This is a genomic window from Bacillus paramycoides, from assembly GCF_038971285.1.
Taxonomy (GTDB): Bacteria; Bacillota; Bacilli; order Bacillales; family Bacillaceae_G; genus Bacillus_A.
In genome coordinates this window covers 5,128,789-5,145,211 of the sequence record NZ_CP152427.1, presented here as the reverse complement: position 1 = coordinate 5,145,211, position 16,423 = coordinate 5,128,789, and the positions used below count along the sequence as shown (strand labels likewise).

The 16,423-nt window shown below is 35.8% G+C and carries 7 protein-coding genes and 2 pseudogenes; 4 read left to right on the top strand and 5 right to left on the bottom strand.

What is annotated here, in order from left to right; translation table 11 throughout:
* Nucleotides 1-6: 6 nt before the first annotated feature.
* The 3 genes and pseudogenes from AAG068_RS26765 (at nucleotide 7) to AAG068_RS26755 (ending at nucleotide 1,478) form a co-directional block, all read left to right on the top strand.
* The gene (locus tag AAG068_RS26765) at nucleotides 7-534 is read left to right on the top strand and encodes an RNA polymerase sigma factor (RefSeq protein WP_342716465.1); all 528 of its coding nucleotides are present in this window, start codon (nucleotides 7-9) and stop codon (nucleotides 532-534) included.
* Entirely contained in the window at nucleotides 521-835 is a 315-nt protein-coding gene (locus tag AAG068_RS26760; protein WP_342716464.1) for an anti-sigma factor, read from the top strand. Before AAG068_RS26765 ends, AAG068_RS26760 begins: the two co-directional genes overlap by 14 nt.
* Nucleotides 819-1,478: pseudogene (locus tag AAG068_RS26755) on the top strand (anti-sigma factor). Before AAG068_RS26760 ends, AAG068_RS26755 begins: the two are co-directional and overlap by 17 nt.
* A 25-nt stretch (nucleotides 1,479-1,503) precedes the next feature.
* Here the strand turns inward: AAG068_RS26755 and AAG068_RS26750 are convergent.
* Nucleotides 1,504-1,878 (bottom strand): hypothetical protein, encoded by a 375-nt coding sequence (locus tag AAG068_RS26750; RefSeq protein ID WP_342716463.1) that lies wholly within the window; start codon nucleotides 1,876-1,878, stop codon nucleotides 1,504-1,506.
* Between the two features lie 1,914 nt (nucleotides 1,879-3,792).
* On the opposite strand from AAG068_RS26750, the gene AAG068_RS26745 reads away from it, so the two are divergent.
* Nucleotides 3,793-11,532, top strand: a complete 7,740-nt coding sequence (locus AAG068_RS26745; RefSeq protein ID WP_428845980.1) for a Cna B-type domain-containing protein — start codon at nucleotides 3,793-3,795, stop codon at nucleotides 11,530-11,532.
* Nucleotides 11,533-11,712: 180 nt separating this feature from the next.
* Here the strand turns inward: AAG068_RS26745 and AAG068_RS26740 are convergent.
* The 4 genes and pseudogenes from AAG068_RS26740 to map all read right to left on the bottom strand — a co-directional run.
* Nucleotides 11,713-11,860, bottom strand: a pseudogene (locus AAG068_RS26740) (type I methionyl aminopeptidase); the annotation flags it as partial.
* 319 nt (nucleotides 11,861-12,179) lie between these two features.
* Nucleotides 12,180-13,577, bottom strand: a complete 1,398-nt coding sequence (locus AAG068_RS26735; protein WP_342716460.1) for a M28 family metallopeptidase — start codon at nucleotides 13,575-13,577, stop codon at nucleotides 12,180-12,182.
* A gap of 541 nt (nucleotides 13,578-14,118) precedes the next feature.
* A protein-coding gene (locus AAG068_RS26730; protein ID WP_342716459.1) for an IS3 family transposase occupies nucleotides 14,119-15,419 on the bottom strand; the annotation gives its coding sequence in 2 pieces (ribosomal slippage) (nucleotides 14,119-15,062 and nucleotides 15,062-15,419; 1,302 coding nt in all).
* A 161-nt stretch (nucleotides 15,420-15,580) separates the two neighbouring features.
* Nucleotides 15,581-16,375, bottom strand: coding sequence for a type I methionyl aminopeptidase (gene map / locus AAG068_RS26725; RefSeq protein WP_097889515.1), 795 nt, complete (start codon nucleotides 16,373-16,375; stop codon nucleotides 15,581-15,583).
* Nucleotides 16,376-16,423 lie beyond the last annotated feature (48 nt).

Below are 16,423 nucleotides of genomic sequence, written 5' to 3'. Positions count from 1 at the left end.
TTTCCGATGGAAGAAAAGGTAGAAGAATTAATTGATATATATAAGCAGCAAATATATTCCTTATGCTATAAATTAGCGAAAACAAAAGAAGATGCAGAAGATATTTTTCAAGAGACTTGGATAAAAGTTTTTTCCTCTAGGCACCCACTTTCTTGTGTGGAAAATTATAAAAAATGGATTACTACAATTTGTGTTCGTACATTTTATGACTTTTATCGTAAAAAGAAAAGGTGGAAAGATCGCGTATTGGATTTGTTTCATAAAGGGGATGGTGGAGAAATAGATTTCGCAGATGAAGTGGATGTATCAGAAGAATTTATTCAAAAAGTAGAAGCAGAAATGATACGAGAAGTTATACAGTTATTGAATGAAAAATATAAAGCCGTGCTCGTACTCTACTATTATGAACAATACTCTTATAAAGAAATAAGCGAAATATTAAATATACCGATTGGTACGGTGAAATACCGCCTTAATTATGCGAAGAAGCAAGTGCGAGAACATTTGGAGGGGTTCATTTATGACGGAAGATAAGTTTGATCAGAAGATAAGGAGCAGCTTAGGTGAAGACACAATTCCAAGCGAAGAGCTGATAAATAATACGAAACAGAGCGTACGAAATGCTCGGAAATTAGAGAAGAGATGGGTTATTTGTATTCATGCTATTTGGATTATTTTATTAACAGTTGTTATGGAACAGTTTGTCATTCATTTGAATCATAAAGTCCCTATGTTGATAGCAAGTGTGATTATGATGCATCTATACGTTCCTATATATGTTGTCATACAGTCATTTTTAAAGAAGGAGTATAAATTACATGATAGAGTTCGCTAATCCATTTGTAGTATTTGAGATAGCTGGGATTACAATGCTTTTGACTTTTATAGCACTTTTAGTAAGTGTAGCATCATGGGTATATACAGATGCGAAAACGCGTGGAATAAGTAAGTGGTGGAGTGTTATAGCAATTGTATTGCCATTTTTTATTGGAGTTTTGTTATATATGATACGAAGAAGTAACAAGAAAATAGAAGGAGAACATACAATGAAGGCTATGAAAAAACAAAAGATAACACTAGTTGTCATATTTGCAAGTGCGATATTTGTATTACTGAGCGGCTTTGCTTTCGTTCAAACGTTAGATGATATGTGGAAAGCTGGTGATATATATTTAGAAAGTGAGAAGCAAGGAGAGAAAAGTTATGAAGCAAAATTCTTATTATGGGATATTGCTGGTAAAGATATTGAAATTCAGTAGGAGACAGATACAGAAGTGACATTTTCTTATGAGACAGATGCAAAACGCGGTAATTTATGCTTTAGTTTGTATGAAAGACAAGGAGAAGGTATAAGAGAGTTAAAAGAGATCTGTGAATCGAAAAAAGGTACTTTTAAAGCTACATTAAAAGCGGATGAAAATATAAGTGGTTTAATGGTGAAAGATGGTTTTGTAAAAGTGAATTGGGAAACAAAATAAAGGGCTCTGAGAAAGGCCCTTTATTTTATCGGATTGTATACGTAACCGAAAAGCTAACAGGACTATAGTAAACGTAAGGTGCATGAAATTGAACGTACATATTTCCATCTGTTTTTGCAGTGAAAATTCGGCCGTATCCATCAGAATAACGTCCAATAAGGTTATGATTTGAGTCATAAACACTGTAACTAGGAGTTTTGCTGTTAGGTTGAATTGTTAACTCTTGTCCCTTTTGAAGGAAAACAGGTTCTTGTTCAGAACTGCTTCCAGTTTGCAAAGAATAAAATTTTGTAAAGCTTTGTTCTTGAGTAGCGGCAGCAGCTTTTTTTTCAGCAATAAATGCGGTAGCACCAGTAATTCCTGCTAAAGTTAACGCACCGGCTAAAATCATTTTTTTCATAGTAAAAAAAGCCTCCTTATTAGTTGTAATCATTTTTGTTACAGTTAATATTGTATATGATAATGAGTAGGAGGAAATATGCTTTTATGCATATATGTATTTTCTCAATAAAATGTCACCACTTTAAAGTGGGTTATTTTTAATATAACTAATTGTTTTTTCTTTTGGACTGACAAAACAAGATGGATAAAGACTTTATTATATGTTTTTTTATTTTAATTAATTTATATTGAGAAATAGAAAAGTAAAAACTGAATTACTTGCATATTTTTAATGAGGATATAGATGTTATTACTTTTAAAAGAAAGGTGGTTTTTTTTAAAAACATAAATATATAATGTTTTGTAGATTAAGGAGAATTCTATGAGGGTGGTCAATCTTAGCCAAAATATGATATGTAAAATAGGATAATCGGTTAACCTAAAAGTGCCTTATAATAATGAAGTAAAAATGGGGAACAACAATTAACTATTGATTTTTGGTAACAATTCTAGAATAATAGACTATGGAAAAAAATTGTTGTTTTTTGGGGGAATTACGAAAAAAGGCATGTCTGTATTATTTATTGATGAAATGCTAATAGGGAATGTTGTAATTGCTTTAAATAATGTTATTACAATCAAGGTAAGTGTACTTAAATTTATAACTGCCTAACAACTGTGTAGGTAATCCTCAAAACTTCTTATTTATTTAAAGAGTTAGGGATTTGGTGCTAATCAACTTGGTTTTTTAGATTAGATAAAAATAATGAGGAGATATACACCTCTTATTTTTGATTTAACATCACTTATATATATATTAATACATAAATATATATAAGTATATATAAATATTTTATTATTCGTAAAGAAATTAAAAATTCCTAGCGGATAGATAATATGTAGGTTTATTTTAATTTTTTGACATAGATCTAGAATCAGATCTATCAGGAGAAACCCTTTTTCCTGGCACCCATTTATATACTCCAAAAATGAAAAGACTGATTCCCGTATTTCTGCAAAATTCACATGAAATCAGTTGAAAATCACAATCGTTTTTATTTACCCCCAAACTTGTTCCACTTTATTCAGATTTGGAGAATATTTCTTTTATCTTCATAGACAAACAATACTTCGTCCGTAATATTTTAATCATATAGCGCTGATGTTAAAATGTTTTTTGCATCAATTTATTTCGGTATTTAACTAAATATCAAATGTTTTAATACATGGAAATTATCAGCCGCACTTATGATGACAGAAAGCTTATCTTCTAATGATATTATGTAAAATATGAGTATTTTAACTCGTTCCACATTTATAAGCTTTTTTGCTGGTATGTTGAATGCGACTATAATCCGTACTTATCGTTCTTTTTTCAGAACGATAAGTATGGGAGTTGATAGGATGCATATTTACTGTGAAGTAGTTAGTCTATATTTGCCCGCACTAAAATCTTTTACACATAGAATAATCATTTTATAATTCCTAAGGCACAAAAAGAAGAATGGTTGTCATGAGTTTCGTCTGGAATGCGTTTTAAATCATTTTTTTCTGATTTTAAATGTATTCCAGTATCTGTCGTCTATATGTATTTATTATTTAAACTTCTTTATTAAGGTTTATCTATGTTCCTATTAAAAAATATAGGTCAAAAGTACATAATTGTAGACGTGTTGAAAATGTTAGATACACTTATAAAAAATCAAGTTTCAAGTTGTTAAGTAGTAGTGAAGGGGGAAGAGAAATCATAATAGCTATTAAAAATACGTAGGTTAAATAGTTGGATAATAGAATTTTCAACATAACATGTTTGTACCAGAAACTATTTATATTTTAAATTATGAGGAGGCTAACATAAAGTATGTACTTAAAGAGAATAACTTCGATTTTTTCGATTATAATGATTTTTATATTTACTATAGGCCAGAGTCTTTTGCCTATAGTAGCAAATGCACAAGAGTTAAACACGGCAGGGCTTGTGGATAGTTTTAAGATTGATAAAACAGATCTTTATGTCGGACAACGGACTAAAGTAACTGTAAACTTTAGTGAAAAAGATGGCCTTAAGCTGAAGCCTGGAGACACACTGACATTAACACTACCTCCAGAATTAAAAGGATTAAATACAGAGTTTTTATTAGATGATTATGGTACTTGTAAAGTCACTGCAGGTACTGTGGTATGTACATTTAATGATAGAGTGAGTACACATCAAAATATTAAAGGGTATTTAAACTTTTTTATAGAAGCTGCTAATGTAGGAACGGATGAAAAGAAAGAGATTGAAACCAATTTTGGTACAAATGTAGATAAGCAATCTGTAACAATTACCGGCCCAAGCAGTGGAGGGGGTACAGATCCTGGAAAGCCACCATTTTTTTATAAAACTGGTGATATGAACTCAGGTAAGAGCGATGAAGTACGTTGGTTCTTGAATATAAACTTGGCTAAAGAAGAGTTAAGTCGTGATATTGTTGTGACTGATAATTTACAGGAAGGTCAAACACTTAATAAGGATAGTTTCTATATAATTGTAGATGATCATATAGGTCGTCGATCTTTAACGCTACAAGAGCTTGAAAAGCAAGGTTACGGAACGATTACCTTTACTGGAGACAAATCATTTAAAGTTGTGCTTAATAAGGATAAAGCGCGTCTTGCCTCCTTTTCAATTGGTTATACATCTACTATAACGGAAGCCGGGAAGAAGCAAGATTTCTTTAAGAATGATTATACGATTGATTACCAAGTTTTAAACGGAGAACCGGTTACTGAATCGGGTACTCATCCAGTCGAAAATATGACAGCTGGCGGTGGTGCTGAAGGTAACGTGACTCCAAGAGGAACACTAAAAATTGTGAAGCATATTGAAGGGGATGAAGAAAAAGTAATCCCAAATGTTTCGTTTAAGTTATATAAAGAGTCTAATGAACAAGTTGGAGATGTATATACAACAGATGAAAAAGGGATAATTGAAATCCCTAATTTACAACCAGGTAAATATTATGTGAAAGAAGTTTCGGCTCCAGACTATGTTGATTTCGATCCTCAAGCAAAAGTGAATTTTGAAGTTAAATCAGATGCTGTAAATGGAGTTAAGTTGCTAATTCCGAATAAAGTGAAAACTACATCTATTGCAGGGACGAAGACGTGGAAAGACGATAACGAGAAAGATCGTCCAAGTTCAATCAAAGTAGAATTACTACAAAATGGGAAAGTGGTAGACACGAAAGAAGTAACAGCGGCAGATGGTTGGAAATACAAATTTGACAACCTAACAGTCTATGATGCAAATGGAGTAGCGTACAAGTATGAAGTAAAAGAACAACCGATAGATGGATACACAACAGAAGTAAATGGTTATGACATTACAAATACAAAAGTGGTACAAACAACCAAAGTAGAAGGAACGAAAACATGGAAGGACGGAAATGCGGAAGGTCGTCCAACGATGATTAAAGTAGAGTTACTACAAAATGGTACAGTGATTGCGACGCAAGAAGTAAGCGAAGCAACAGGCTGGAAATATGAATTTAAAGATTTGGCAATAAACGATGTAGCCGGAAAAGCATATAAGTATGAAGTGAAAGAACAACCGGTAGCAGGATATGAATCCAAAGTAAATGGTTATGACATCACGAATACAAAAGTAGGCAAGACATCAGTTGCAGGAACGAAGACGTGGAAAGGTGGCACAGAGGAAGAGCATAAAGCCATCAAAGTAGAGTTACTACAAAATGGTACAGTGATTGTGACACAGGAAGTAAGCAAAGAAACAGGTTGGAAGTATGAATTTAAAGATTTAGTAGCGTTCGATAAAAATGGAAAAGCATACAAGTATGAAGTGAAGGAACAACCGGTAGCAGGATATGAATCCAAAGTGAATGGTTATGACATCACGAATATAAAAGTAGGCAAGACATCAGTTGCAGGGACGAAGACGTGGAATGATAACAATGCATCAGATCGTCCGAAAACCATCAAAGTAGATTTAGTACAAAAAGATAACTCACAAGCACAAAAAGAAACAGTGATTGCGACGCAAGAAGTAAGTGAAGCAACGGGCTGGAAGTATGAGTTTAAAGATTTAGCAGCGTATGATGAAAATGGAGTAGCATACAAGTATGAAGTGAAAGAACAAGCAGTACCAGGATATGAATCCAAAGTAAATGGTTATGACATCACAAATACAAAAGTAGGCGAAACAAAAGTAGAAGGAACGAAAACATGGAAAGACGATAACGCGAAAGATCGTCCAGAAATGATCAAAGTAGATCTTTTACAAAACGGTAAAGTAGTAGATACAAAAGAAGTAACAGCGGCAACAGAATGGAAGTACACGTTTGAAAAACTACAAGCTTACGATGCAGAAGGTAAGGCATACAAGTATGAAGTGAAAGAACAAGCAGTTGAAGGATATAAATCCAAAGTAAACGGTTATGACATCACAAATACAAAAGTAGGCAAAACAAAAGTAGAAGGAACGAAGACATGGAAAGACGGAAATGCAACAGACCGTCCGACAATGATCAAAGTAGACTTACTACAAAACGGGAACGTGATTCAAACACAAGACGTACTAGCAGTAATGGGTTGGAAATATATATTCGCAGATCTAGAAGCATATGATGCGGAAGGAAAGGCTTACGAGTATACAGTGAAAGAACAGCCAGTAGCTGGATATGAATCCAAAGTAAGTGGTACTGACATCACAAATACGAAAGTAGGTCAAACAAAAGTAGAAGGAACGAAGACATGGAAAGACGATAACGCAACAGATCGTCCGGAAATGATCAAAGTAGATCTTTTACAAAATGGTACAGTGATTGCGACGCAAGAAGTAAGCAAAGCAACAGGTTGGAAATATAAATTCAAAGATTTAGTAGCGTATGATGAAAATGGAGTAGCGTACAAGTATGAAGTGAAAGAACAAGCAGTTGAAGGATATAAATCCAAAGTAAACGGTTATGACATCACGAATACAAAAGTAGGCGAAACAAAAGTAGAAGGAACGAAAACATGGAAAGACGATAATGCGAAAAATCGTCCGGAAATGATCAAAGTAGACCTTTTACAAAACGGTAAAGTAGTAGATACAAAAGAAGTAACAGCAGAAACAAACTGGAAGTATACGTTTGAAAAACTCCAAGCATACGATGCAAACGGAGCAGCGTACAAGTATGAAGTGAAAGAACAAGCAATACCAGGATATGAATCCAAAGTAAATGGTACTGACATCACGAATACAAAAGTAGGTAAAACAAAAGTAGAAGGAACGAAAACATGGAAAGACGATAACGCGAAAAATCGTCCGGAAATGATCAAAGTAGACCTTTTACAAAATGGTACAGTGATTGCGACGCAAGAAGTAAGCAAAGCAACAGGCTGGAAATATGAATTCAAAGATTTAGCAGCGTATGATGAAAATGGAGTAGCGTACAAGTATGAAGTGAAGGAACAAGCGGTGGCTGGATATGAATCCAAAGTAAACGGTACTGACATCACAAATATAAAAATAGGCGAAACAAAAGTAGAAGGAACGAAGACATGGAAAGACGATAATGCAACAAATCGTCCAAGCACAATCAAAGTAGACTTACTACAAAACGGTAAAGTAGTAGATACAAAAGAAGTAACAGCAGAAACAAACTGGAAGTATACGTTTGAAAAACTCCAAGCATACGATGCAAATGGAGTAGCGTACGAGTATGAAGTGAAAGAACAGCCAGTAGCAGGATATAAATCCGAGGTAAAAGGTTATGACATTACGAATACAAAAGTAGCGAAATTGACAGTAGAAGGAACAAAAACATGGAACGATAACAACGCAACAGATCGTCCAAGCTCGATTAAAGTAGACTTACTACAAAACGGTAAAGTAGTAGATACAAAAGAAGCAACAGCAGAAACAAACTGGAAGTATACGTTTGAAAAGCTACAAGCATACGATGAAAATGGAGTAGCGTACAAGTATGAAGTGAAGGAACAGCCAGTAGCGGGATACCAATCTGACGTACACGGTTATGACATCACAAATACAAAAGTAGGCGAAACAAAAGTAGAAGGAACAAAAACGTGGAACGATAATAACGCAACAAATCGTCCAAGCTCGATTAAAGTAGACTTACTACAAAACGGTAAAGTAGTAGATACAAAAGAAGTAACAGCAGAAACAAACTGGAAGTACACGTTTGAAAAAATCCAAGCATACGATGCAAATGGAGTAGCGTACAAGTATGAAGTGAAAGAACAGCCAGTAGCCGGATATGAATCCAAAGTAAGTGGCACTGACATCACAAATACAAAAGTAGGCGAAACGAAAGTAGAAGGAACAAAAACTTGGAGCGATAACAATGCAACAGATCGTCCAAGTTCGATTAAAGTAGATCTTTTACAAAACGGTAAAGTAGTAGATACAAAAGAAGTAACAGCAGAAACAAACTGGAAGTATACGTTTGAAAAGCTACAAGCATACGATGCAAACGGAGTAGCATACAAGTATGAAGTGAAGGAACAGCCAGTACCAGGATATGAATCAAAGGTAAATGGTTATGACATCACAAATACAAAAGTAGGCAAAACAAAAGTAGAAGGAACGAAAACATGGAAAGACGATAACGCGAAAGATCGTCCGGAAATGATTAAAGTAGACCTTTTACAAAATGGTACAGTGATTGCGACGCAAGAAGTAAGCAAAGCAACAGGCTGGAAATACGAATTCAAAGATTTAGCAGCGTATGATACAGAAGGAAAGGCATACAAGTATGAAGTGAAAGAGCAAACAGTAGCCGGATATGAATCCAAAGTAAGTGGTACTGACATCACAAATACAAAAGTAGGCGAAACAAAAGTAGAAGGAACAAAAACGTGGAACGATAATAACGCAACAAATCGTCCAAGCTCGATTAAAGTAGACTTACTACAAAACGGTAAAGTAGTAGATACAAAAGAAGTAACAGCGGCAACAGAATGGAAGTACACGTTTGAAAAACTCCAAGCTTACGATGCAGAAGGAAAGGCATACAAGTATGAAGTGAAAGAACAAGCAGTTGAAGGATATAAATCCAAAGTAAACGGTTATGACATCACAAATACAAAAGTAGGCGAAACGAAAGTAGAAGGAACAAAGACATGGAACGATAACAACGCAACAGATCGTCCAAGCTCGATTAAAGTAGACTTACTACAAAACGGTAAAGTAATTGACACGAAAGAAGTAAGTAAAGCAACAAATTGGAAGTACACGTTTGAAAAACTCCAAGCATACGATACAAACGGAGTAGCGTACAAGTATGAAGTGAAAGAACAACAGGTAGACGGATACAAATCCGAAGTAAACGGTTATGACATTACGAATACAAAAGTAGGCGAAACAAAAGTAGAAGGAACAAAAACGTGGAATGATAACAATGCAACAGATCGTCCAAGCACAATCAAAGTAGACTTACTACAAAACGGTAAAGTAGTAGATACAAAAGAAGTAACAGCAGAAACAAACTGGAAGTATACGTTTGAAAAACTCCAAGCTTACGATGCAAATGGAGTAGCGTACAAGTATGAAGTGAAAGAACAACCAGTAGCAGAATATGAATCCAAAGTAAGTGGTACTGACATCACAAATACAAAAGTAGGCGAAACAAAAGTAGAAGGAACGAAGACATGGAAAGACGATAACGCAACAGATCGTCCGACAATGATCAAAGTAGATCTTTTACAAAACGGTAAAGTAGTAGATACAAAAGAAGTAACAGCGGCAACAGAATGGAAGTACAGGTTTGAAAAACTCCAAGCATATGATGCAAACGGAGTAGCGTACAAGTATGAAGTGAAAGAACAGCCAGTAGCCGGATATGAATCCAAAGTAAGTGGCACTGACATCACAAATACAAAAGTGGGCAAAACAAAAGTAGAAGGAACGAAGACGTGGAACGACGGAAATGCAACAGACCGTCCGACAAAGATTAAAGTAGACTTACTACAAAACGGGAACGTGATTCAAACACAAGACGTACTAGCAGTAATGGGTTGGAAATATATATTCGCAGATTTAGAAGCATATGATGCGGAAGGTAAGGCTTACGAGTATACAGTGAAAGAACAGCCAGTAGCTGGATATGAATCCAAAGTAAGTGGTACTGACATCACAAATACAAAAGTAGGTCAAACAAAAGTAGAAGGAACGAAAACATGGAAAGACGATAACGCAACGGATCGTCCGGAAATGATTAAGGTAGACCTACTACAAAATGGTACAGTGATTGCGACGCAAGAAGTAAGTAAAGCAACAGGTTGGAAATATGAATTCAAAGATTTAGTAGCGTATGATGCAAACGGAGTAGCGTACAAGTATGAAGTGAAGGAACAACCAATAGCTGGATATAAATCCGAAGTAAAAGGTACTGATATTGCAAATACAAAAGTAGGCGAAACGAAAGTAGAAGGAATAAAAACGTGGAACGATAACAATGCAACAGATCGTCCAAGCTCGATTAAAGTAGACTTACTACAAAACGGTAAAGTAGTAGATACAAAAGAAGTAACAGCAGAAACAAACTGGAAGTATACGTTTGAAAAGCTACAAGCATACGATGCAGAAGGTAAGGCATACAAGTATGAAGTGAAAGAACAAGCAGTACCAGGATATGAATCCAAAGTAAATGGTACTGACATCACAAATACAAAAGTAGGCGAAACAAAAGTAGAAGGAACGAAAACATGGAAAGACGATAACGCGAAAGATCGTCCGGAAATGATCAAAGTAGATCTACTACAAAATGGTACAGTGATTGCGACGCAAGAAGTAAGCAAAGCAACAGGTTGGAAATATGAATTCAAAGATTTAGCAGCATACGATGCAAATGGAGTAGCGTACAAGTATGAAGTGAAAGAACAGCCAGTAGCCGGATATGAATCCAAAGTAAGTGGCACTGACATCACAAATACAAAAGTAGGCGAAACGAAAGTAGAAGGAACAAAAACTTGGAGCGATAACAATGCAACAGATCGTCCAAGTTCGATTAAAGTAGACCTTTTACAAAACGGTAAAGTAGTAGATACAAAAGAAGTAACAGCAGAAACAAACTGGAAGTATACGTTTGAAAAGCTACAAGCATACGATGCAAATGGAGTAGCGTACAAGTATGAAGTGAAAGAACAACCAGTAGCTGGATATAAATCTGAAGTAAAAGGTTATGACATCACAAATACAAAAATCAAGGACAAACCAAATGTAGATCCGAAAGATCCAAGCACAGATCCGAAAGATCCAAGCACAGATCCGAAAGATCCAAGCACAGATCCGAAAGATCCAAGCACAGATCCGAAAGATCCAAGCACAGATCCGAAAGATCCAAGCACAGATCCGAAAGATCCAAGCACAGATCCGAAAGATCCAAGCACAGATCCGAAAGATCCAAGCACAGATCCGAAAGATCCAAGCACAGATCCGAAAGATCCAAGCACAGATCCAAAAGATCCAAGTACAGATCCGAAAGCTCCAAACACAAATACAGATAACAATAGCCATTCAAAAGTTCCACCTACTACAGAAAATGATAAGCCAACCTTACTTCCTAACACAGGAGGAACATCAGCAGAAATGAGTTCAATTCTTGGAGGTATGGTATTGTTCCTTTTAGGCGGAATCCTACTCGCTCGTCAGCGAATTAAATAATAAAAAAGCTTTAGATTATTAATTACACTGTAATCTAAGTAGCTGACAAATTAAAAAATTACTATTGATATTGCTCCCTTTAGGTAAGTATTCAAAAACACTTCACGATAAAGTGAAGGGAAGAATGCAGCCTGAAGGGTTTTTTTTATAGAAAAAAGAGAACAATTTTAAGGTGGACTCAATCAGCGGCTCTAAAGCGATAACAAAACCGTTTTTAAGAAGCCTATTATAATTGGACCATAAACTTAGAGCAGGGTATCTCATGTAATTTAAGGTCAATGCCATGTTTCATTAAGTTTTGGATAAATGCATAGCCATTTTTATGGCTAATTTAGAAATAGCATTTTGTAAAGTTTTGTTCTTGAATAGCTGCTGCAATGTTTATTTTAGGAATGAAGGCATTAGTTCCTGCAGTTCAAGTTAACAAAACTGCAAGAGCAACCTTTTTTTAATTGAAAAATATTCTCATTAGATGTGATCAATATTATTACAATTTTTATTCTACGTAATGCTATACAGTTTATATATTTTATTTATATATTACGATTTTAATTATACACCATAATACCATGTAATAAATATGCTTTTATGCATATTTATTTTTTCTCAATAAACAGCCACCGATTAATCGGTGGCTTGAAATAGTATTAAGCGGCTTTTTGTCCTGTTTTTACGGTGAAATGAAGGCTGTTATAGACACCAGTACCAATGACCTCTAATGCCATTTTCATACGTTCTAGCGAAATATTTTCTAATACGTTATCTTGAGGTGTGTGATATACCTTCTCAATATGATAGATTAATGGATTCCAACTATCGACACCCATCCATATGAATAGGGCGGCCGGAATACCAACTTCAGCAAATGGCACATGATCACTAGAGCCAAATTTTCCTTGAAGAACGAATTCATTATTTAATTGTTTACCTGCTTGTAAGGCTGCGTCTGTTACCAGGTTTGGAGAACCGTTAGGCGTCATAGCATATAAATTCTTCGCTTTATCGTAATTTGTTGCAACCATGTCTGCGTTAAAGACACCTAAAATTCGATCGCGTTCTTTTTGGGATAGACTATTAACGTAATGATCGGAACCAAGTAAGCCAGTCTCTTCAGAACCAAAAGCAATAAAACGAATTTCTTTATCAGTTTCTACATTTTGAAAAGCACGAGCTAACTCTAATACTAATCCTGTACCAGAAGCATTGTCATTTGCTCCAGGTGCGCCAACTACGCTATCATAGTGGGAACTTACAACGACAGCTTTTTCATTACCTGTACTATTTTTAGGTTTCTTTTTAGCGATGACGTTTAATGATGTTAAATTAGATTCATGTCTTGCTTTTAGGGAAAGAATTGTTGTCCCTTTTTTAGCAATTTCCTCTTTAAATGCATTTCCTTGCGCATAAGCAAGACCAAAGACAGGGATAGATTGCTTTTTCGTTAGGCGAGGATTGAAGGTTTGTCCATAATTTCCGCGTCCGCCAATTAAACTGTATAAAAGAACTCCTTTTGCTCCTTTACTAACAGCATTTTCAACTTGTTTATTATAGTCTGCAACTGTTGTTCCTCTTTCAAATAGAACAATTTTCCCGTTTACTTCATTTGGGATATCCTCTAATTTTGTTCCACCTTGAACAAAGATAAGAGGGGCTGTAACAGCTTCTGTAGAAATTAGTGCGTTAGGAGCAGCACCAGCTTGCCAATTACGCTTTGTGGATAATGGTGATTCCATAAATCCAACGTATTGATCGGGCACTTGAAATGGTTGATATTCTACCTCATAGCCCATTGATTTAAGCTGCATACCAACGTAGCGAGAAGCCCATTCTTCTGATTTTGTTCCACCAGGGCGAGGACCAATTGTTTCGGATAAGAAACGGATGTGTTCGATAGCGCGGCTTGCATCAACTTGTTTTATGATAGGTGAAGTTTGTGTGATTTCTGACGTGGAATCAGCTTTGGCTTGTCCGACTGGAGCTATGCTAACAGCGAGTGATACAGCAAGCAAAGAGCTTACTATTTTTTGTTTCAAAGATTTTTTCATTTTTTCCTCTCCTATTCTTCTATTCTCTCTGACTGACAAAAGAAGACGGATAACGACTTCATTTTAACTTTACCCTTATTTGTTTTCAATATTCTGACATTGAGAAATAAAAAAACGATGTATGCATATTTGCATATTTTTGATGGAGACATGTATGCTATCATTTTAAATGAAGGTTCGCTTTCTGCTTGGAAAGCTCCTACATTGCATGAATCTAGTGTACCCAAACTTTAGATTATGTAGAGAAAAGAATCCACTGTAGGGTTTCTTTTCTCATGTTTGAATCATGTGATGATAAATATGTTTCCGCATTTCATACTTATTATCAGTGATATATGTAAGGCATCCATATGAAAATACGAGGCTGTTCAAAGGTTTTCCGTACTTTTGGACAGCCTCACCCCGTTAAAAGGACGATACTTTATGTATCGTCCTTTTTCAGGCTGTGGAGAAAATCTTCTCTACAGCCTGAAAAAGAACCGCTTCTTACTATGAACTGTACCCTATAAAATGGACAGTTTAATAAAAAAGCCCTGAAAAATCAAGCACTTAAAAGGTGGTTCCGATATTCAATCGGAGCCATCTTTTTTAATGTCCACTGATAACGATTATAATTATACTCCTTCATATATTCCCTTATGTTGAGTTCGAGGGATTCAAAGGTTTGACAATCTTTATAATCTAATTCATCTTTCATATGACCAAAAAAGGATTCCATTGGTGCATTGTCTAAACAATTGCCCCTACGGGACATAGATTGTCTGATTCCCATTTCCCTTACGCGTTTCTGAAATTCAGGGTGTGTGTAATGAATACCTTGGTCTGAATGTAGAAGCGCTTCAGAATGGATGCTTTCTCCTAATCTCTCTTTCAAGTTATTTAATGTTTGATAGACGATATCCATTTGTAAAGAAGAGGAGACATGATAGGCTAAAATTTCTCGTGTTGTGCTGTCTTTTACACATGATAAATAAGCCTTCTTTCCTTTTCCATAAAATAAATAGGTAATATCCGTTAACATACTTTTTTCAGGCTCTTCTTGATTGAATTGGCGTTTTAAAAGGTTCGGACATGTTTTATGTTCTTGTGTCGCCTTTGCGATGTGTTTATAAGGATTCGCTCGGCGAATCTTTGTCACAAGATTATATTTACGCATAATACGGTAAATACGTTTGAGGTTCATACAAATTCCTTTTGTCTTTTCCAACACCATTTTGATAGAACGACCACCACATGTTTTCCTTTTTCGATTGAAAATTTCTTGGATCCATTCATAATCTGTTTCATCATTGCGTTCTTTTTCTAGATGTTTCTCTGTCTGATGAAGCCACGCATAGTATCCACTCCGACTTACCCCAGCCAGTGTGCAAAGATAACGCACCATACGTGGGAATTGGAATCGACGTATGGTTTGTTCAATCAGTGTGTATGTTTCTCGTGGTGTTAACGCTTCTTCTGTAACGCCTGCCTTTCGAGTTCTTCTAACTTTTTTAGGAATGTCAATTCCGCTTCTAAGAACGCAATACGCGCTTCCGCTTTCTTTAATTTTTCATCGGAAGAGAGAGGTTTTTCCGAAGGACGTCCCGTGCTTCCTTTCCCGCGGCGTTCTGTATAAAATCCTTCTTCACCAAATTGTTCAAAGGTTCTTCGCCAACGTTTCAAGCATTGTTTTGGTTTCTCCTCACCAATCACAGCTAAGTCAAACCCATTCTCTAAAAAGATTTGGCTAGGACCTTTTCCTTGTTGATTTTCTTTTACCGCTCTTACTTTGAAATCTGGACAATAGCTAATCGAACGTTCCGACGCTTTTACTACATTTTTATTTTTTTCCAGCTGCTTCATTTGAATCTCATTAAAATTTTACTCATTCTCCGTACCTCATTTCTATCGTTGGTTCCATTATAACGAGGTTTTTTGATAAAAATACACAAAAACCCCGAATCATGGGGCTTTTTTTAAGTGTCCATGATTCGGGGTACAGTTCACTAAGAAGCGGTTCTTTTTTATATTTCTGTTAAAATTATCGGTTCGCCGCGTGTTACGACAACTGTATGCTCACATTGTGCAACAAGGCTTTTATCAGGTGTAACGAATGTCCAACCATCATCGCCACGTTCGATAATGTGATCAGCTTTCATAGAAATGAATGGCTCTACAGCGATAACTAGGCCGTCTTTTAGAAGTGCATTATCCATTGGATCAAAGTAGCTTAAAATATGGTTTGGTGCTTCATGTAAACTAAGACCGATACCGTGACCAGTTAAGTTTTGAATCACATTATATCCATTTTTATGTGCAAAGTTTGAAACAGCACGACCAATTTGGTTTTGTTTTGAACCAGCTTTCACCTTTTTCATTGCCGCCCAAAATGCATCAACAGCTGCTTGGCAAAGCTTTTCTTTTGCTTCATCTTCTCCAAGTACAAATGAAATACCTGTATCTGCATAATAACCATCAAGTGCAGCAGATACGTCGACATTTACTAAGTCGCCTTCTTTTAATACGCGATCTCCTGGAATACCGTGAGCAACTTCTTCGTTTACACTGATGCAAGTTACACCAGGGAAATCATATTCTTTTTCAGGTGCAGAAATAGCACCGTGCTCATCTAATACTTTTTTACCGATCAAATCAAGCTCTTTCGTTGTCATACCTGGCTTCGCTTCTTTTTTCATTTCTTCACGTGCAAGCGCAACGATGCGGCCGATTTTTCGTAAGCCTTCTAAATCTTGTTCATTACGAATAATCATGAAAACCACTGTCCTTCCTCGAATATATATCTTATCCGATTGTATCATGTTTATTTTCGTCCTGCTACTCGCTTGCAGTATGCGGATTGATTCCTC

Bases quoted from the DNA above. Each gene is read 5' to 3' on its own strand.
- AAG068_RS26765 (WP_342716465.1), top strand. From the start codon at position 7: ATGGAAGAAAAGGTAGAAGAATTAATTGATATATATAAGCAGCAAATA.
- AAG068_RS26760 (WP_342716464.1), top strand. From the start codon at position 521: ATGACGGAAGATAAGTTTGATCAGAAGATAAGGAGCAGCTTAGGTGAA.
- AAG068_RS26750 (WP_342716463.1), bottom strand. From the start codon at position 1,878: ATGAAAAAAATGATTTTAGCCGGTGCGTTAACTTTAGCAGGAATTACT.
- AAG068_RS26735 (WP_342716460.1), bottom strand. From the start codon at position 13,577: ATGAAAAAATCTTTGAAACAAAAAATAGTAAGCTCTTTGCTTGCTGTA.
- map (WP_097889515.1), bottom strand. From the start codon at position 16,375: ATGATACAATCGGATAAGATATATATTCGAGGAAGGACAGTGGTTTTC.